Here is a 19,958-nt window from a genome sequence, read left to right on the forward strand (position 1 = left end):
CGCACATTGCCTCGGATGTAGCTAAACGCGAAGGGATAAGCCAAGAAGATGCGCTGGCTCATATGACCGCTGCTGGATTAAATGTCCACGCCGGAGTTGCAAGTGAAAAAAGCATGCTGGGAAGCATTGGGCGGTTTGCTTTTGGAGCAACAGGAGGTGCTGATAGTCATGCCAAGTTCGATCGGTCATCAACAAGTAGTGATCGTTACCATGAAGGGACGGACAGTAGCATGTCAGCGAAGGAAGCAGAAGACTTTAATCAGGCGCTTAATTACGTGAGCCAGTTTGCACAAAACCATCATTTTGATAACAGCCATTCGGAAGGGGCAAGTCTTTCGAATCAAATGGGTACCGATTTAAGGGAGGCGCAAACGGCAAGCCAAAACTACGATGCCTCGATGTCTAAAGCCGCTCGCATTAGCACGGCCAGGAGTTATGTGGAATCAAACGCTGATCAAGTTACTACCGATCTAAATCAGGCCTTCTCGAAATATGTTGCCAGTCGAACTGATGAAGTAACTCGTGATGCGTTGTATTCCAATCCTTCAGATCTGGCTTCGTTAAAACAATTACAAACGCTAGCTAATGAGTTTATCCATGAGCAACGAGAAGGTTTAATCGCACGATACGGCAATGCTTCTAAAAATGCTCGGATTGACTCCTTTTATCAGGATGCAGCAAATCCATTAAGTACAAAAGAGTCACAAATGAGAGCTGACTACCACAAAAACAGTAATGCATTGGAGGATTCTGGAAGGACTATGAGAGTTGGCATGGATGCATCAAGAGCCAAAAGTATGCAGCAAAAAATTAATAATCAGGTAGATGCGGCGGTAAATAAAACAAGCAGTGGAGGAGGGCGTTTAAAGAGTCAATACCAGCAAGCGGTTGAAACAACAAACAACGATGTAGGCGAAGGTAAAAAACTGGGGCAAACCAACGTGGCTATACCCGCCTATTTTACTAAATGGGTTGATCATCATGATAAATCAGCCCCAAAGAAGGAGCTTATCCATGAATAATGAAGAAATGAATTCACAAGAATTAAAAGAGGCCATCGCCTTGGATATAGAAACATTAAAAACATTGGACGTGGATATTATGCCGGCCAAGGAGTATTACCAGGCGAACAGGCGTTTGTTTTTGCATGTTTTTTTTAAACTATATGGAACAATACTTCTAGGATTTTTACTTCCACTTCCTTTTTATTGGAACGTGTTGATGGTGGAGACTTCAACGCACGAGCTCATCTACATTTTTTTCTGGCTGCCATTAATGGCTCTAGGACTGTGCCTTTTTGTTTTTCTATTCATTTACAGCTCATTAAATCAATACATTTTGATTGACTATCAATTGAAACACAAACTAAGAACAGGCTCATTGATTGTAAAACAAATAAGGCGAGCTGGGACTATAGCCTATCGAATATTTGCGGGGATTGTTTTGATTCCATCACTGTTCTTGTTTCCCAGTGCTGCCTTCTTCATATCCTTTGGCGCTTTTTTCATCAGTGGGATTTTAACGAGCATCCTTGTTGAAATGGAGCTCAATAGGATAGGCATCAGCGTGCTGTTTACTCTTATAAAGAATTATTTTGATAAGGACAAAAATGCCAGTGCGGCAATACCCTTAAAATAAAAAAAACACATCAAAAAGAATAATTTTTAACCACAAATACAAGCAGTGGAAGCCGCTGCTTTGCCCAAAACAAGCAGGAGGAAGATAAAATGAGTCATGAATCCAATTACAAACATTATACCCGGGGAGGCCAGATCTCATTCCATAATCTGCGGATGTGGTTTCAGATTAACAAAGCGCTCTTTCATGTTTACTTATTCATTTGGGCAGGGTTAAGCATTGTATTGACCGGTATTTTTGCGCCACATGGAATGATAAGACAGACGGTGTCCTATCACGCGGCTCACTTTTATCACCTGGCAGGGGTGCCACATGTATTTTCTATCCCTGTTAAAGGGGGGTATGCATCACAAACTGTCGAGCAGCTTCTCCACAATCACTATTTTTCTGCTACCTCAGATCGTTTACTGACCTTCTTGTTACAGTCAACTCTATGGAGTTTTCCCTTATCGTTGATTGTGGCACTTTTGGTGAGCCGATATTTCATTTATCGAGGAAAGGTACAAACACAAAACCAATTTATACGAGGGGCTAGTTTAGTCCCATCAGAAACACTTAAAAAACAGATCATAAAGCAAAGAAAAGCATCTGATTTACATCTTGATGGATTTCCCCTGTTGCAAGGTGCAGAGGTGCAGCATTTATTGGTTCATGGCACGGTTGGGATGGGGAAAAGTCAGTTCATTATGAAATTGATGGATTGTTTACGTGCACGAGGCGACCGAGTCATTGTCTATGACAAGGGATGCACGTTTACTCAGGCTTATTTTCAGGAAGATCATGATGTTTTACTTAATCCTTTTGATGCACGCTGTGCTAATTGGGATTTATGGCTGGAAGCCCCAAAAGATGAATTACTGGAAAACATGGCAGAAAGCCTCATCCCCATGCATGGAGAAAACGATCCATTTTGGGTTAATGCAGCACGCACCGTGTTTGCCTGTCTTGCAAGTCAAATGCGTGAGGATAAGGAACGTTCCCTATCCAAGCTGTTAGGGTTACTGGTAACGGGCGAGTTTAGTGAGTTGGAACCTTATCTCAACGGCACGGCTGCAGCGACTTTGGTCAGTAATAAAATAGAAAAAACAGCCATCTCCATTCGCTCCGTCATCACAACCTACCTTAAATCAATGCAGTCGTTAAGTGGGCTTGATGAATCTGGTAAGCCTTCCTTTTCCATTCGTGATTATCTGTTAAATAAAGATTTGGAGGGCTGGCTTTTTATATCAAGCAATGGGGAACAGCATAAATCTTTAAAACCATTGATTTCGATGTGGATTGCCATGGCATCCCTGACACTTTTGAGCTTGCCAGAAGATGCGAACAGGCGAATTTGGTTTATTTGTGATGAATTACCAAGCCTGCACAAATTACCCTTATTGGGTGAAACCATTGCTGAAGTCAGGAAATTTGGCGGCTGTTTTCTGCTGGGAATGCAGAGCTTTAGTCAATTGGAGAAGGTATATGGGCGTAGTGGGGCGGCTGAAATTTTTGACTTGCTGAATACCCGAGCCTTTTTTGCAAGTCCAAGTCATGAAATGGCGCAACTTGTCAGTAAGGAACTTGGGGATGAGGAAATTGATGATACCCGAGAAAATTATTCTTATGGAGCTAACTCCATTCGTGATGGGATTTCCTTAGGAAAAAACCGTATTACACGACCCTTGGTGACTTATCCTGAAATTATGGGGCTTGATCCGCTTACTTGTTATCTGCGATTGCCAGGTCAATATCCTATAACAAAATTGGAGCTTCATTATCAAAAAAGAAGCGCGAAGGCTTCAGGTTTTCTACCTCGTGCCATACCGTCTCTTCCTGTTTCTAATACCAGCATTAAACATGTGCCTGTTGTTAATGAGTCCTCAGACAGTCGCTTTAATGCGCAAGAGTCGACTAATTCCAAGCGTTTCCAAGGTGAATACGAGATTGAATCTATTTTTTGATAGAGGAATAAATTATGTTAAGTCTGCGAGTTAAACCGATTAAAATGCCAGGTTATTATTTTGATAAGGAAAATTATTACTTTTCAAATCAATTGACCACCGAATGGGTGGGGTTAAGTGCTGAGCGACAAAACCTTTCTGGAGAGGTTAACGTACTATCCCTTGAGGCCGTTGTTCGTGGTGCATTACCGAGCGGCGATGTCATTGGCCTCAAAACCCAATCCGGCGAAATCAAGCATCGTGGCGGATATGATCTGACCTTCTCCGCGCCTAAATCGGTGTCCTATCTTGGTTTGGTTTGTGGCCATAAAGAGTTTATTGATTTGCATTTAAATGCCGTAAAAACGGTATTAAAACTCATTGAGAAGGAAGCTGCCGAAGCACGCAAATCAGGAAAAGAGGGTATGGAGTATGAAAAGACTGGCAATCTGTGTTTTGCGACCATCCTCCATGACACCTCCCGAGAGCTTGATCCTCAGCTCCATGTGCATGCACTTTTGATGAATTTTACTGAACGTCTTGATGGCAAGTGGCGTGCTTTAGCCTCTGATATCAGTCGTAATCACGGCACTATGGAATGGATTATGGACAACCAAATCTTTTTAGGGCTTGTGTACCGGTCTGAAATTGCTCTTGGTTTAAAAGAAATGGGGCTCGAAATAGAACATACAGGCGATGCCCATGGTTTATTTGAAATCAAACATTTTGATAAGACATTGCTGGAACGAATGTCTAAACGCCGTACCCAGGTTGAAGAACACATTAAAGGGATGCACTCAAATTCGTTAAAAGCATATGACAGAGCAACTCTGGATTCAAGAAAGTCAAAGGAAGTGGTTTCCCCAGAGGAATTACGCATGCGATGGAAAGCAGAAAGTGAAGCGCTGGGAGTAAATCCTGCCACCTATCTGGCCACTTTAAAGGATAAAACCAAAGAATCGCATACGCCTAAAGAAGCCATGTCCAATAATCAAGAACTCGATAGAAGTGTTCTTGATGCAATTGCGCATTTAGAAGAGAAAAAACTTACATTTACCTATCAGGAAGTGTTACAGACAAGTCTCTATTTTTCCTTAGGTGAACAGGGCTTTGAAGCGCTGATGTCACGGATTGATCAAGAAATTGATGCACAAAATCTGATTGCTCTTAATGCAGAAAACTCCTCTTTTACAACGAGTAAGCTCATTAACAAAGAACAAGAGCTCATAAAAAAAATCGTGAACTTCACACACCAAAAAAAAGGCATCGAACGAAATATGGATAAAGTGTGCAAACTCACCGATAATGAGTCCATTCAAAAGGCAGTAACTCAAGCCTTATTTAATAAAGATGGAGTTGTACGCATCAAGCAGCAAAGCGCTACCTCGCGTGAGCTTTTAAGTACTTTAATTGATTATTCACAGGATTCCAAAATAATTCGTATCCTTTGTCCCTCTGCTTTTTCTGCCAATACAATCAATAAGGATATGGCCAAATCAGCGCCTACACTGTGGCAATGGATTTTATCTATTGGGAAACAGGATTTGTGTGAAACAGTAGCAGGCTTTAATTATCGTCATGGTTCAGAACATAAATTGCCCTTTTTTCATAGTAAAAAGGAGCGCGAAGTACTGATTGTGGATGAAGCACAGCGCCTGGCTCCTGACGAGATGAATACTTTATTATCTATTGCCGATAAGCGATGTGCCAAGGTCATTTTTCTGGAAAAATCACAATCTCTGTCTGGCTTTAAATCCGATATTCCCGACTTGCTTGATAAAGCCTGTATAAAATCATTTGAGGTTGATGACAGAAAGGTGCCGGCCACCAGCATCAATCTTATAGAAGCCCAAACCGTTGAGGGACGTATTCTTAAAACAGCGCAAATGTACTGTAACTTGCCAGTAATCCAGAGGCAAAATACAAAAGTCTTTACTGTCTCAAAGCTCGAAGCTAAAGAAGTCAATGAAGCAATCCGTACTCAGTTAAAAGAGCAGGGAGAGATTTCATCAGATGAAAAGACTATAAATACATTAACCCGTATTCCCTTGACCCTCAGTGAAAAAAAACTGGCTAAAAGTTATCAGTCCAATTGGATATTAATCCATAACACCCGTACGGAATCAAAAAAATTCACGGTACTCGGTATTAATGAAAAAGACAATCAATTGATTGTTCGTAATTCCAATGGGGCAAGATCACTACTTGCTGCTAAAAATATTACAGATTCCATGCAGATTTATGAACAAACACCTTTATCGGTAGGAATCGGGGATCAATTAGTGGCCACTGCCAGTTTATCCTTTGAAGGATTAAAAATAGGAAACCAATATGAGGTTACTGCATTTACCCGACATGGAATAAAAATAAGAGATGGGAAAAGAAGCATTCATCTTATCACGAGTAACGAAAAGCATTTCCCATTGAGCCATGCCTATGCCAAAACCATGTATTCCGATGATCTTAAACCCGTGAAACAAACCATTATGACACTGCCAGCCTATGCGCTCAAACAAAATACCATGTCGCTTTTATGCGAATCCAGTAAAGAAAACGTAATGATTATTACGGATAATGTGGACAAGGCAAATCGATTTGCCATGAAAAGTGCGACAAAATCCTCCGCGATATCGCTGACTTTGGATGCCGCCAAAACAAATCATGGTGCACAGATTATTGACCATAGAACCACGAGTGATCTACTCAGTTCACTAGAGCAGGCCTTAACCCTATTAACCGCTAAAAAACCCCAAAAAAGTGATGCGGAAAAAGCGCTGCACTTTGCAATTGCTCACCTTTCAGAACGAGAGGCAGCCTTTACTCGATCAGATTTACTTGAAGTGGCCGTTCATCAGGCTATTGGAAAAGCAGGTCTTAATGAAATAGATAACGTCCTGGGTAATGCCATAAACAGTGGCGACTTAATATCTGGAGGGAACGAGTTTTTGACCACCAAAGAAGCGGTGGCATTTGAAGAATCGATTATAAAGAATGTTAAAGCGGGTATTAACATTCTTAAGCCATTGATGAGCAGTGATGAAGCGCAAAAACAACTAGAACTGACAGATCTTACCAAAGGCCAAAAAGAAGCTTGTGAGTTAATCACGACTACATCCGATCAGTTTATTATGATTCAGGGGTATGCAGGAACTGGAAAAACAACCATGACTCGCAGTGCTATTGATACCATCAAGCATGCCCAATCAATGACTCATGAAGAGGTTGAACTAATTGCGGTTGCGCCCACTCACCAGGCTGTAAAAGAAATGAGGGCTCTGGGAATTGAAGCCCAAACATTAAAGAGTTTCCTTATTGAACAAGAACAGGAATCGACATTAAGCAAAAAAACACTTGTTCTTATCGATGAATCATCCATGGTCTCTAATCGAGATTGCGCAAACCTCATGCAAAAAATTCATCATTCTGGCGCTCGTTGTGCAATGCTTGGCGATATTAGCCAACATCAAAGTATTGAAAGCGGTAAGCCAAGTAAGATATTAATTCAAGAGGGAAGCATCAGGGTGGCCTGTATGGATGATTTGGTAAGACAACAAGTTATCGAATACAAAAAAGCAATCGAAACATTAATCGCCGGTGATATTGACAAGGCCTTAGCTCAGTTAGCCAATCAACCCTTAGACTCAATCACCCGCACTAAAGCGGATAGTCCTTACCATAGCATTACCTCTTCAATTATTGAAACAGGCGATTCGACCAAAGACTACCTGCAACTGGAAAACACACAACAGCAATCAATAGATCCATTCCAGGAAGAATTAAAGCAAAAGAACCCCATCGAAATGGCTGTAGGAGATTATTTATCTCGTACACCATCATGCCGTGATAACACGATTGTTATCATTCATGAAAATAAAAAACGGGAAGTTGCAAATGGTTTGATAAGAGATGCCCTTATGAAAGAATCTACTTTAGGCTCCGAAAACAAAGAATTTCCGAGACTGTTAAGCACTAATTACACTACTGCAGAGCTTTATTATTGCGAAACATATCGGGATTGCTTAAAAAAGCAAGAGGAGTATTTTTTAAAGAAAGCGGAGCACTATTTCAAAGTGGTTTCAGTAGATGAATCAGCGAAAGTGGTAGTATTAAACGATGCGAAAGGAAATAAATGCCTCTTTGTTCCTGAAAAAGAAAATAAAGACTGGAAAATTGAATTGTTTCAATCGATGCCAGGAAGGGTTTCAGTTGGTGAAAAAATTCATTTTAAAAAATCCGATAAGACTCTAGGTCGATTCGCTAATGAAAGGGTACAGGTGACGGCGGTAAATAATGAGTCATTTACCGTAAAAGACAGTAGTGGTGTGGAACACGTGCTGCAAAAAAAATTGATGAGCGACTCCCATTGGGATTATAGTTATACGGCTACCAGCTATTCAATTCAAGGAGCTTCATCCCCATTTGTTATTGGGGTTGCTGAGACTAAAAATGCGCAAGTAAATCACCTGCGGTCGTTTTATATTATGGTAACGCGAGGCTCCTTGCAGGCAATGATTTATACAGACGATCATAAAAAGCTGCAAAAACAACTTCGCGTTACTCCTGAGAAAACTTCTGCATTGGAATCACTTAACCATCTGAATGTCCAAACAAAGCCCCCAATACCCAATGCACCATCAACATCACTCAAAGCAGCGCAAAGAATGCCCATAATGAAGAACCAGGAGCCTCGTTATGATGCGAATATGCTGTCACAACACTTATCCGAGCAGGCAGAGCTGGTAATAGAATCATTGCTAGGGCAGCCTAATCAAGCGCTTTCTTCCAAAACAGAATATCGATATGGTACTCACGGCAGCTTAAGCCTCTGTTTAAGCGGAGAAAAAAGAGGAGTTTGGCATAACTTTGAAACACAAGAAAAAGGAAACATGCTTCATTTGATCCAAAAAACATTGAATCTAAATTTTAAAGAAAGCCTTGAATATGCCGCCAAATTAACAGGTGATGACCTAAAGGAACGTATTAAAATAGCAAACAAAAACCCCAATAATTTTCAAGTGAAAGACACTGATAAGAAAAGAAAAACATCAGATTATGGTTTGCAATTGGTGCGAGAATCCAAACCTATATCAGGCACTATAGCAGAAAGGTATTTAAAAGAAATTAGAAAGATACATAATGTATCTGGGGAAAATATTCGATTTCATCCTAATGTCTATACCAAAGATACTGAGGAAGTACGCTACAGGCCAGCACTGTTAAATATTGCACGAGACAAAGACAATAAAGTGGCCTGCGTTGAAGTGGTATACCTGGATAATGAAACAGCAAATAAAGCAATAATGAAGATAAAACCCAAGAAATCTTATGGCTCAAAAGCAGGCGTTGGCGTCGTTTTAAGCGAGGGTAAAGGACATGAAAGTGTCACCTACATTACAGAAGGGGTGGAAACCGGATTAAGCGTTAGAGATGCAGTTCAAAATGAACGGGTTATAGCGACTCTTGGGAAAGAAAATTTTGTAAATATCGATATGGCATTACTTACAGATAAAATAGTCATTTGTATGGATAATGATGGCAAATCAATTAAAGAAGATAAGGTAATCATTCAAACCATTGAACGATTAAAACAGCATGGAAAAACTGTAGAAATTGCCATTCCGTTACATCAAAAAGACTTTAATGATGTGAATAAAAGCAGTGGGGTTCAAGGAGTGGTAGATATATTAAATAAAGCAACGAATGTCGATAAATTTATTGGCTGCCCTAATAAAATAGATATGAATCAAGATCAAATTAAGAAGTGTCTTGAGAGCATTTCTCGACAAATGAATCTCGAACTTCCTGAAAATAAAAATAATCCAATTGAGAAACTGAAAACCCTGCAGCGAGGAGAAATGGAAATATATTAATTACTTGAACGCAGTGCATCTAGGAATTTTATATGAAAAAAATGTTTGGAGTAATTTCTCTTTTATTGATAAATGGATCATCGGTCTACCTCATTTATCTCTATGTTTCAATAGCGTGCTCCACCAAAGTGAATAACCTGCTTCAGGTTGCTTATGAGCCATCTGGAATGCAAATGATTTTTTACTTTATATCGTTTCCAATTTTTATGGTTTTAGCAATATTAAGTCGTATTCATTGCTATTATTTTAATGTAAAAAATGGATTGACTTTATGTTTATTTTTAATCTGGTTCTTGTATTTTATGTTTATCATATACATTGATCGAATAGTTCATTTTCCTAAAGGGAATGAACTATTTTATTATGGTAGTTTGGCTATTTCATTAGTGGCATTTGCTTTAATTGGATTGACAACATATTTCCAGATGAAACAATTAATGACTTATTCAGAGTAAAATTTGAAGCTTAAAATAAGCCATATTATTTTTAAATTTAACTGGTAAATACCATTAATACTAACTTAATTATTGATATATCCTTCAATGAAATTATCTACTTTCTTCTTAAGTTCTGCGATATGTTCTTCGGCATTATTTGATTCACCTGAAAGTTTATTTTTATCATAAACACAGCGAAAAATATCAGCACTTATTCCCAGTAATCTTAAAAGATGAGTCGTGTGTTGACGATTCAATTCCTCCTCTTTTTCTAAGCGTCTTTTTTCATCTTCGCTGATTACTGGATTATCTTTATTGTGTAGGTATACCTTAATTCCTAATTCGATCATTTCTTTCATGGTTTGGGATGATGAATCATGTCCTTCATCTTTTTTAATTGTTTCGAGCTGATCAATGATTCTTTGATTTAGATAACAATAAGCCTTGGGCATACAATCCTCTTTTAAATTTATAATGCAGGTTCTGTGCATTGTTTTTACCTGGTTTAGAATAATTGTATCATTTAATAATGGGTGTCGAATAGGTGTGTATATTCGTTCAATAGATATTTTTTACTCATTCAATAGGTGTGGATTAGGTGTTGATATTTTATAACTTATTGATTATTATTAAAGAGTGGATGCACACCTATATAAAATAGGGGTGTTAGCAGATCTTAAAATGCCAATCCGCACGTAAGCTACTGAATAATAATAAAATGTTTTAAGCAATAAACATTGCGAGGGGTGTGTTCTTTTTTATTTGGTTTTGCTTTTTTTGTGTGTGTTTCACTGGCCATTTTAGTATAGTTTATTTAAATTAATATTTTGGGAAGCGCATAATAATTGCGTACTTGTGATTCACGGATTCTCTTATCTATAATCGTGTCACTGAACAGGGATATTTATATCATGGGCATATTAAAAAAAATTCTGAAAAAAATTGCTAAAATCATTCATTTTCGACCATATAGCGAATGGACTGAAAATGAAAAAGCAAAGTATGCTAAACAGAATTCTTTTCGTTCTTGCTCCAAATCAAATAATACAGAAATTAATCCTGCTACAGGATTACCAATGATTGGAGCTTTAGACAGCATGGGAAATTCTTTTGGTTCCAGTGCATCCGATAGAGACAATTATTGGAATAATGATTATCATCATTATTCAACGTACAATAGCAGCAATTATGATCCATTTAACAATCGTTATTAAAAGACACTAATTTTTATATTAAATTGAGGATTTATTATGGCTTTAATCAGCGCAAGAAAAGCACCTGAAACTGAAAAAATTAAGATCGAAATCAGTAAAGATATTTACTCAGAAATAAAAGAATACTGCTTATGGGCTGGTATTGATAACATTAGCCATTTTTTTGAAGAATCATCTACGATGATTTTCTCTAAAGACAAAGAATGGAAGCAATACAGAAAAGAGAAAAAATTAACTTTAGCATAATCAATTTAAAAAAGGATATTCAAGTGAAAAACAGTATTAAAAAAACGTGTAAATACATAGTACCCATAGCTATTATTAGCATATTTGTTTTTCACTCTTATTCAGTCCAATCAAAACTAGAGCAGAAAGAAAAACAAACCTATATTACTATAAAAGAGTTATCCGAACTTGCCGCGAAAAATCGAGGTGTTGAGCCAACTTTTCTGGATAAGGCAGTAATTGCTATTATGGATTGGCTCATCCCTGTCGCTTTTATTAATAAGAATGAATATCTCAAATTACTGTCTGAACATAAAAAAGAAATTACCTCAGAATCAAAAAAAATTTATGTGCCATCAAGCAAGATGGGGGAAGTTGTAGTCATCAAAAAATTTAAATTTTCAACACCGGAGATTAAGGAATCAAAATCCATACCTATGGGCAAAATTTTTAGTGCATTTGTCATCGCTCCCTTTCATGATTCTGATAGTCCTAATCAATTACAGTTTAAAATAAATATCAACCCCATTTCGTGCACCGCAATCTCTGATTCCATTTTAAAAACTGATTATAAATCAGGGAAAATAGTCGCAAAAATTAGCGAGATAAAGTGTGCTGATGATGAGTCGAAAATCATACCTTTAGAAGCAGTCGCACTTGTGTCAGGTAGGGTATTATCCTAAAAATGAATATTCGATCTCTTCAAATAAAAGCACATTCTATAGTCTTATGTTTTTCTTTAATTAAACGGAAGTTGGCGTTTCTTTTATTCATTGTTTTTCTGATAAATAGTAAAGCTATTTTTTCTTACATAAAGAGCTCTTTAACTGTAATCATTAACAAATTGGATGTTCTTATTTTAGATCACCAAATTTTTTATTATTTGGTGATCTTATCAATCAACATTCTATTAATTATCAAAGCATATTCAAGGTATAAAACTAACAAGATGAGGCATAAAGACTAGCAAAAAACACCTCTTGCAATTCAAAGTAATTCCCAATCTCCAAAGTATCCCTCTTTGGTTTTGATTAAATCCTCATAAACGCACATTTCTAAACCATTCCCTAATTCATCCCACCCCGTTAAATCCATGGCCTCCTTCAATGCGCTCTCAGTAACAAAAAAGATCCTTGGTACTCCATAAGTCCATATAATCACATCAACATCATTAAGGGTTGCGCCTTCAAATCCCCAATCATCCATTTCTTGTTCTGGGGTATTGCGTCCATGATATAATCTTAATTTCATAATTGTCCTTTAAAATTGATTGATTTGCTTGTCATCCGTAGAATGATGAACAAAGGAATACTCCTTTGCTCATCAATGCCTGCTTATCTTTTTATTTCCATCATTTTTTCAGTAAGAGTCCATAACGCACGATTTAATTTCACATTTTGATCAATGGCTTTTACTTCTCTGGTTTTGGTTCGAGTGGTGTAACCGTATTTATTTAAACGATGGCCACGGATCCCACCTTTAATTAAGTTTTCTTGCAGGACATTAAACACGGTAAACAAATCATTATCTTTTTGATCTACATAACGCCTTGGTTGCAATAAACTCTTAGGATTAACGATAATACCCCCCTCTGTATCAGAGAATTTTAGTGAGTGAGCAGCTTCTGCAAAAATCATTTTTTCATCGTCATTCAAGTGAATGGAAGCCATATCATCGGATACATCAAGCATGTTATTTGCTGTCTCAATCACTTTGTAGGTGCCTTCAATGACATTCCCAAGAACATCCCCCTGATGTTTAATTCTAATTTCGTTATACGCTTGTCCAGCGATCATTCCATTACTGCACACAACCCGAAAAAGACCCGCCATTAAGCGATAAGAAGACAAACCATCATGAGAGTTAATAAGAACCAATTCGGGATAAAGCCCCTGATTATTTTGCAGGACATCATGGCGTTGAAAACGGAGCATGTGTTTTGCAAATACTTTCGCTTCTTGGTTCTGGCTTTTGGTCTGGGTTGCCCAAGTGGGGAAAAAACCTTCTGACATTAATTTATCAATGATTTGCTCGGTTGAAATGGGCGAGTACTTGGTACTCGTTTTATAAGAGCTGGCTTGTGTGAATATGGATGGCGCTAATTTGAATAATTTATCTTTTGATAATACTGGTAACATGTTGTTCTCCTATGTTTTTACTATTGTTCTCAAGGAACAAATACAGTATCGCAAAAAACCGACCCAAGGTCAAAATTATTTATAAATTTTCTTTATAAACTTTATTTATTACAAATGTTGATATTTTAAGATGCACTTGTTATACTGTTCTTGTCTTAGTGACCAATAGTAAAAACATAGGAGAACAGCATGACTATTCCAGAAATTATCCAACGCCAATTACTGCACACAAATAAAGCGATCGTCTGGTCGTGGGGTGTGTCCAAATGGTATAAAGTATCCAATACAATGCTTGCAATACGAGTTCATGCACACCGCCTCAATGGGTTTGTATGCATCACATTGGATGAGGCACATGATTTGTATAACATTACTTTTTATTCAAATAAAACAGTTCCAGAGATGCTTAAGCATCCTGTTTCTGCATATGAGGCGATAGAAGGGGTTTATTGCGATCAACTCGTTGAGTTCATTGATAATATAATCGAAAGAATACCAAACTATAAATATTAAACCTTATCCAGCCTCCAATCGCTGGGGGCTAGAAATCATTTGAGGTGATTTAATGAAAAAATTATCATTTGCCGTTAAGGCAAACATGAATAAACCCCCTAGAGTTCATGTGCAATCAGCAGATAAAAAAACAACCTATGGTTCATTTCAAGCCAATAACTGTGATGAATTTGATGCCTGGAATAAATTAAGCCCAGAAGAAACCATTGAATTAAAGCATTATATGAACAATATGTCGGCTATTGAGCATTACTTTTCTACAAAGGCTCTGTCCGAACAAAAAGATTTTAGAATCAAATTACCCAACAGTTTTATAGGTACTATAGATGAAATAAGCAAGCTATGCTCTGAGGAAGACATCAACTTAAATGTTTATGATGCCATGATTAGTGCAGCCATTGGGCAGCTTAAAATCAAGACAGCAAGCCTTCCTGATGACAAAAAGCAGCAAGCCCTGATGCTCCTTAATCAACTCGGACTATCTGAAAATGTAAAATCGGATGTTTCCTTAAAAATACAAGCGGTATTCTCTGAATTATTGTCCATTCATAATAAATCAGAAAAACTGCACCAAAAATCCATAGTCCTTTTTAATAAAGATAAAAGTATTTCTCCGAAAACCATTGAAGAAATCGCAAAAGGTGATTTATCAACCTCCAAATGGTTAGTATCTTGTGCCATAGAGATTTTACTGGAAGAAAAACCAGATATTGTGCAAAAAATATTATCTGATAACGATATCTTGTTTTTGTGGGCGACTCCTTCACTAAAAAATAATAGGCCAATCAAGGAATTACTCGATAAATTAGGGTCTTTGAATAACTCCGAAATGTTAAGCAGCAAACTAAATTCCATGACAGACTTTAGTTAAAGACTTTCCAAAATATCACATTTATGCTATAAATTACTATGAGAATAAAATTTTACCAAAAACAATCAGGCAAAAACCCTGTGGCGGAATTCCTAAATGATTTGCCATCCGATGAAATCGCGCGACTTGCCGGTTGTTTAAAGAATGTTGAAGAGCTTGGTTTTGATAGCCCAAGGGTACAATTCAGGCAAATAAAAGGCTCGCTTTGGGAAATTAAGATTAAAACATCACGCAGTGGTTATCGTTTTTTTTATGTGTGTATTCAAAAGGAAATCATTGTTCTTTTACATGCTTACAAAAAGCAGTCACAAAAAGCGCCAAAGCAAGAAATTGAACTGGCTGAAAAACGAATGATGGAGGTATACGACCATGAAAGCACTTACCTTAAATGAGTTTATTGACGACAAAATCAATAAGGACGAAGAATTTGCCAAGCACTATGAGCGTGAGCAAATCATTAATAACATTGCCGTCATGATTGTGAATGCCCGTAAAAAGCGGCATATGACTCAATCCGAGTTGGCCAATAAAATTGGAACCAAGCAATCGGTTATTTCTCGTCTTGAAAGCGGCAATAGCTCCTTTATTCCCTCATTAGAAACGTTGGTAAAGGTCGCTGATGCGCTCAACATGCACTTAAAATTGCAATTACAAGCCTAATAAACATTTGGCCAACATCAAATAACAGTACTTTTTAAAGGATATAAAATGGCATTAGATTTTTCCAAACTGAGTACAGGACAAACTGTTGATACAGTCTTAAAGCCAAGAGAAATTTTTAGCGCCTTACCAAATAAAAAACCAAACAAATTCCATTACCCCCGCGATGTGCAATCTCAAGTATGGAGCAAATGGTTTGACCGCAAAGAAGAACGCAACCTGGTTATAAAAATGAATACTGGTGGCGGTAAAACAGTGGTTGGCCTTTTAATTTTAAAAAGTTGCTTGAATGAGAAGAAAGGGCCTGTAGTTTATATAGTTCCAGATAATTTTTTAGTAGAACAAGTGTTATCCGAAGCCAAAGATCTTGGATTAAATGCCGTTGATAACCCTGAAAATGAGAGTTTTTTAAAAGGAAAAGCAATTCTAGTAACTAATATATATAAATTAATTAACGGGAAATCAGTATTTGGTGTTGGCGATGAGGGAGCAAAAATACCCATTAAGACACTCCTTATTGATGATGCTCATGCGTGCGTAAACACAGTCGAAGAACAATTCACTTTGAACGTGTCATCATCTAACCCAGCATATAAAAAATTATTTAGTCTTTTTGAAGAAGCAATGAAAAGGCAGTCGGAAGCAAAATATTTGGAGATTGAAGCGGGAGACCCCTTTGCTTACATTCTGATCCCATATTGGAACTGGCAAGAAAATCTAAGTAAGGTAATGCAGGTTTTAATTGAAAACAAAAATCATGAAGACATAAAATTTAAATGGCCATTAATAAAAGAAAATTTAGAGCGATGCAGTTGCGTTATTAGTAAGCATTCCATTGAAATTACTAGTAATTGTATTCCAATTGATGTGATTCCTTCTATTAGTAATGCATCAAGAAAAATATTTATGACCGCGACATTATCAGACGATAGCGTCTTAACGACCCATTTTGGTGTTAGCTCTCAATATCTTAATAACCCTATCACTCCAGATTCAGCGGGAGATGTAGGTGATCGATTAATCCTATTACCACAAGCTCTCAACACAAATATGTTTGATAGTGATGTTAAAGAATTATGTTTGAAATTATCCAAAGAATATAACGTGGTAGTTATTGTCCCATCTAACAAACGATTGGAGTTTTGGGAGGATGCAGCTGATCTCATTTTAAAAAAAGACACTATCCTTCAAGGAGTTGAACAACTTAAAACAACTCATATTGGCTTAACAATTTTAGTTAACAAATATGATGGGATTGATTTGCCCGAAAATGCTTGTCGATTGTTAGTTATAGATGGATTACCAGCCGCTCGAAATAATATTGATAAAATTCGCCAGAGCGAGCTTGCGGGTAGTTCGAACAAAGTAAATCAAATCGTTCATAAAGTAGAACAGGGGATGGGGAGAGGTGTTAGATCTAATGATGATTATTGCGTCATTTTTCTTATGGGAAAAGATCTTACTTCTCAGCTTTATACGGGCGAAACTTTAGAACTATTTTCACCGGCGACAAAGGCTCAACTAGAATTGTCAGAAAGGGTAGCAGATCAAATAAAAGATAAAGGAGTTGAGGAAATTAGATCCGTAATAAACTACTGTCTAAAAAGAGACCCGCAATGGGTTGAGTTAAGTAGAGGTATTATGGCTAACCTAAATTACTCCAATAAAAATACATCTGACTCAATAAAAATCGCTTTAAGAGAAGCTTACGATTTAGATCGCTCAGGGAAACCACAAGAAGCAGCAAACAGAATTTTACATGAAATCAATAACTCAACCGATGATCTTTTATTAAAAGGCGTATTAAAACAATACATGTCGGAGTATATAAACAAGTACGATAAGGTGGAATCGCAAAAAACCCAACTATCCGCTATTTCTGATAATTTGAGAGTTCTTAAACCAATCGAAGGCATCAGTTATAAACCATTAAAAACCCATACAGGATCACAAGCAATACGATGTTCTACCTATTTAAAAGACAAATTTAAAGATGGAAACAAACTTATTATCTATACAGAGGGAGTATTTTCAAAACTTATATTTAGTGAAGGTACTGCAAATATATTTGAGGATGCTTTTAACGAGTTAGCATACCTTCTTGGCTTTATAGGCCAACGCCCCGAAAATGATTATGGAAAAGGACCAGATAATCTCTGGCTGTTGGATGATTTAAAATTTTTAGTTATTGAATGTAAAAATGGTGCAACCACCGATTTTATTTGCAAACACGATTGTAATCAGCTGAATGGTTCTGAAATTTGGTTTAATAATAATTATGGCAATGGTGCTAAATGTGTACCTATTATGATTCATTTATCTACTTGTTTTGAGTATGCGTGTCCTCCAAGTAACAATATAAAAATAATAAATAAGAGCTTATTAGAAAAGCTAGTTAATAACGCCCGTAAATTTATACGATCTATAGCCACTGAAAATAAGTTTGAAGACAGTCAAGCTGTCAAACAACATCTGGCACAATACAAGTTAGAGGCTAATGATATTATCGCCAACTATACAACTGCTTTTAAAACAAAAAAAACCTGAGCACTACATACTAGGTAAAAAGATAAAAATCAGCATTTCGATAGAATACTTGTTGGGATTATTTTACTAACCTTTGAATTGGTTGAACAAGTATCGGCTTATCTCAAAATAAAGATCATCTCGATTAATTCGTATTCCATAGAGATCGGTATTGCGACAGAGAGTAACACCTTTAGAACTCACCCAAACAAATCACTATGTGATCCTGTTCGTGATAATCGCAGCAATTGTATGCGATCATCTTTAATGGTCTTATAAATTAATAACCAATCGGGGGTAATGTGACATTCACGATAACCATCCCAATTTACGGAAAGACTGTGATCCTTATGCTTTGGATCCAGGGGTTCTTCCTTTTGCAATTGCTCTACAATAGAGTCTAAGAGCGTCCTTCTTTTCCCTTGCTTCGTAATCTTTTTCAAATCACGCTTAAACTGTGTCGCCAACTCTAATTCAAGCATTATCTACAGAATCCCATACATCCTTCATTGTTTTAAATCGCTCGCCTTTTCCTGATTCCAGCTCTGCCATGGCCTCTCTTGTCTCTTTGTTCGGTATTTTTACCTCAAAAGGCAGGCCATTTTGGAGACAGACCTGGCTATAGAACAGTCGAATCGCCTCGGCTGTAGATAAGCCTACCTTATGCAAAATCGCTTCTGCCTGCATTTTAAGAGCAGGCTCAATACGAGCATTAATTGTTGCCGCCTTATTCATCTTAGTAACTCCCAAAATACTGATATTTTAATTGTATAACAAATGCATTACATTTTCAATTTTTCTATTTTATATGGGCTATCAATAAAGTACACCCTTGTGATAAATTTTGCCTTGCCTTTAAATCCCTTGTTTTTCATATCAATAGAATCTGATTTTTATTTATGATAATGTACTATCACTAATTTTAAATATTATTGATAGGAAAATTCATGGCGCTTGTTGGTTATGCCCGCGTATCTACAATTGACCAAAATTTGGACATTCAACTTGATGCTTTAAAATGCGCTGGATGTAAAAAGATCTTTTCCGAGAAAAAAAGTGGTACTTCAAAAAAAAACCGAACCGCACTGGATGAATGCATGGAGTATATTCGTGAAGGCGATACCTTGGTAGTTACACGAATTGACCGCTTAACCCGCAGTATTCTGGATTTACAGACTTTACTGCATTATTTAAAAGAGAAAGAGATCCACCTAAAAGCATTGGAGCAACCTGTGGATACCTCTAATGCCTCAGGTAAATTCTTTTTGGATATGCTGGGTGTCTTTGCTGAGTTTGAAACCAACCTTCGCCGTGAGCGGCAACTGGAAGGTATTGAGCGCGCAAAACGCGAAGGCAAATACAAAGGGAGAAAACCCACAGCACGCTCAAAAACTAATGAGGTCATGGAGTTAATCAATCAGGGATACACACGCACCGCTATTGCTAAAAAACTTAATATGGGTATTGCCAGTGTTTATCGTATTCTTAAAACCCAACGACAGGATAATCCAGAAAAATCAATTCCAGGCAGCCAGGGAACTCAAAAAATTGCCGTGGTTGAAGTTTGGCTGCGCGTAGAAAACAACAATAAGTTTGTGCGTGGAAAAAATGAATCCAGGCGGCAAATCGAGCAATACTGCTTTTCAGCCTTTGATATGGTGAAAAAAGACAAGGATGGATGGGAATACAGTCTTAAAATTCCCTATACCAGTGATAAGGATCTGGATGAAACTATCTATGACTTAATGCATGAAGCCGAATCGATTGCCGGCTGTCGCAATGGATTTACAGAAATGAGTATCACGGAACCTGCAACCGGTAAATCTTGGTGATGATTCCCCTGGTTCACCACCCTGCCATGGGTTCATTACCTTAATTTTAAACCCAAGGAATGTTATCATGCCGTCCGTTTTGAAAAGGCAACGCGCTATTACGTCATTCGCC

At 37.4% G+C, this 19,958-nt stretch carries 18 protein-coding genes and 1 pseudogene; 14 read left to right on the forward strand and 5 right to left on the reverse strand.

The window, feature by feature from the left end; all coding sequences use genetic code 11:
• The 5 genes and pseudogenes from KYQ_RS17460 to KYQ_RS17480 form a co-directional block, all read left to right on the forward strand.
• A pseudogene (locus KYQ_RS17460) lies at window positions 1–1,022 on the forward strand (conjugal transfer protein TraG N-terminal domain-containing protein); the annotation flags it as partial.
• Window positions 1,015–1,638 (forward strand): hypothetical protein, encoded by a 624-nt coding sequence (locus KYQ_RS17465; RefSeq protein ID WP_019350437.1) that lies wholly within the window; start codon window positions 1,015–1,017, stop codon window positions 1,636–1,638. The pseudogene KYQ_RS17460 and the gene KYQ_RS17465, both read left to right, overlap by 8 nt.
• A gap of 89 nt (window positions 1,639–1,727) precedes the next feature.
• Complete coding sequence (gene traD / locus KYQ_RS18540) at window positions 1,728–3,581, forward strand: type IV conjugative transfer system coupling protein TraD (protein ID WP_019350438.1); 1,854 nt, start codon at window positions 1,728–1,730, stop codon at window positions 3,579–3,581.
• 14 nt (window positions 3,582–3,595) lie between these two features.
• Window positions 3,596–9,430, forward strand: coding sequence for a conjugative transfer relaxase/helicase TraI (gene traI / locus KYQ_RS17475; RefSeq protein ID WP_014845134.1), 5,835 nt, complete (start codon window positions 3,596–3,598; stop codon window positions 9,428–9,430).
• A gap of 32 nt (window positions 9,431–9,462) precedes the next feature.
• Window positions 9,463–9,885 carry a hypothetical protein gene (locus KYQ_RS17480; RefSeq protein WP_019350439.1) on the forward strand — a complete coding sequence of 141 codons (423 nt, stop codon included), beginning with the start codon at window positions 9,463–9,465 and terminating at the stop codon, window positions 9,883–9,885.
• A 65-nt stretch (window positions 9,886–9,950) separates the two neighbouring features.
• Here the strand turns inward: KYQ_RS17480 and KYQ_RS17485 are convergent, their stop codons facing one another.
• Window positions 9,951–10,319 carry a relaxosome protein TraM gene (locus KYQ_RS17485; protein ID WP_014845133.1) on the reverse strand — a complete coding sequence of 123 codons (369 nt, stop codon included), beginning with the start codon at window positions 10,317–10,319 and terminating at the stop codon, window positions 9,951–9,953.
• Between the two features lie 459 nt (window positions 10,320–10,778).
• Between KYQ_RS17485 and KYQ_RS17490 the strand changes: the two genes are divergently transcribed.
• From KYQ_RS17490 to KYQ_RS17500, 3 genes are read left to right on the forward strand one after another with little or no spacing between them, the layout of a single operon-like run.
• A complete protein-coding gene (locus KYQ_RS17490) occupies window positions 10,779–11,081 on the forward strand; it encodes a hypothetical protein (RefSeq protein WP_014845132.1) in 303 nt (100 codons plus the stop codon).
• 36 nt (window positions 11,082–11,117) lie between these two features.
• Window positions 11,118–11,327 carry a hypothetical protein gene (locus KYQ_RS17495; RefSeq protein WP_014845131.1) on the forward strand — a complete coding sequence of 70 codons (210 nt, stop codon included), beginning with the start codon at window positions 11,118–11,120 and terminating at the stop codon, window positions 11,325–11,327.
• Between the two features lie 23 nt (window positions 11,328–11,350).
• The gene (locus KYQ_RS17500; RefSeq protein WP_014845130.1) at window positions 11,351–11,989 is read left to right on the forward strand and encodes a hypothetical protein; all 639 of its coding nucleotides are present in this window, start codon (window positions 11,351–11,353) and stop codon (window positions 11,987–11,989) included.
• A 304-nt stretch (window positions 11,990–12,293) separates the two neighbouring features.
• On the opposite strand, the gene KYQ_RS17505 is transcribed toward KYQ_RS17500, so the two are convergent.
• Window positions 12,294–12,557: a hypothetical protein gene (locus tag KYQ_RS17505; protein ID WP_014845129.1), complete on the reverse strand. Its 264-nt coding sequence runs from the start codon at window positions 12,555–12,557 to the stop codon at window positions 12,294–12,296.
• Window positions 12,558–12,640: 83 nt separating this feature from the next.
• A complete protein-coding gene (locus KYQ_RS17510; RefSeq protein WP_014845128.1) occupies window positions 12,641–13,444 on the reverse strand; it encodes a DUF932 domain-containing protein in 804 nt (267 codons plus the stop codon).
• A 189-nt stretch (window positions 13,445–13,633) separates the two neighbouring features.
• Here KYQ_RS17510 and KYQ_RS17515 point away from each other — a divergent pair, with 189 nt between their 5' ends.
• Genes KYQ_RS17515 through KYQ_RS17535 form a run of 5 tightly spaced genes read left to right on the forward strand, consistent with a single transcriptional unit; the run spans window position 13,634 to window position 18,035 of the window.
• The gene (locus tag KYQ_RS17515; protein WP_014845127.1) at window positions 13,634–13,957 is read left to right on the forward strand and encodes a hypothetical protein; all 324 of its coding nucleotides are present in this window, start codon (window positions 13,634–13,636) and stop codon (window positions 13,955–13,957) included.
• 52 nt (window positions 13,958–14,009) lie between these two features.
• Window positions 14,010–14,828, forward strand: coding sequence for a hypothetical protein (locus KYQ_RS17520; RefSeq protein WP_014845126.1), 819 nt, complete (start codon window positions 14,010–14,012; stop codon window positions 14,826–14,828).
• 38 nt (window positions 14,829–14,866) lie between these two features.
• On the forward strand, window positions 14,867–15,220 hold the full coding sequence (locus tag KYQ_RS17525; RefSeq protein ID WP_014845125.1) for a type II toxin-antitoxin system RelE/ParE family toxin: 354 nt from the start codon (window positions 14,867–14,869) through the stop codon (window positions 15,218–15,220).
• The gene (locus KYQ_RS17530; protein ID WP_014845124.1) at window positions 15,198–15,488 is read left to right on the forward strand and encodes a helix-turn-helix domain-containing protein; all 291 of its coding nucleotides are present in this window, start codon (window positions 15,198–15,200) and stop codon (window positions 15,486–15,488) included. The genes KYQ_RS17525 and KYQ_RS17530 overlap by 23 nt, the downstream gene beginning before the upstream one ends.
• A gap of 48 nt (window positions 15,489–15,536) precedes the next feature.
• Entirely contained in the window at window positions 15,537–18,035 is a 2,499-nt protein-coding gene (locus KYQ_RS17535) for a DEAD/DEAH box helicase family protein (RefSeq protein ID WP_014845123.1), read from the forward strand.
• Window positions 18,036–18,214: 179 nt separating this feature from the next.
• On the opposite strand, the gene KYQ_RS17540 is transcribed toward KYQ_RS17535, so the two are convergent.
• Together KYQ_RS17540 and KYQ_RS17545 are read right to left on the reverse strand one after the other, a co-directional pair.
• Window positions 18,215–18,496, reverse strand: a complete 282-nt coding sequence (locus KYQ_RS17540) for a type II toxin-antitoxin system RelE/ParE family toxin (RefSeq protein WP_014845122.1) — start codon at window positions 18,494–18,496, stop codon at window positions 18,215–18,217.
• Window positions 18,489–18,749, reverse strand: coding sequence for a type II toxin-antitoxin system RelB/DinJ family antitoxin (locus tag KYQ_RS17545; RefSeq protein WP_014845121.1), 261 nt, complete (start codon window positions 18,747–18,749; stop codon window positions 18,489–18,491). Before KYQ_RS17545 ends, KYQ_RS17540 begins: the two co-directional genes overlap by 8 nt.
• Before the next feature lie 212 nt (window positions 18,750–18,961).
• Here KYQ_RS17545 and KYQ_RS17550 point away from each other — a divergent pair, with 212 nt between their 5' ends.
• Entirely contained in the window at window positions 18,962–19,846 is an 885-nt protein-coding gene (locus KYQ_RS17550) for a recombinase family protein (protein WP_014845120.1), read from the forward strand.
• Window positions 19,847–19,958: the final 112 nt, after the last annotated feature.

The organism is Fluoribacter dumoffii NY 23, from assembly GCF_000236165.1.
In the GTDB taxonomy this organism is placed as follows: domain Bacteria; phylum Pseudomonadota; class Gammaproteobacteria; order Legionellales; family Legionellaceae; genus Legionella; species Legionella dumoffii.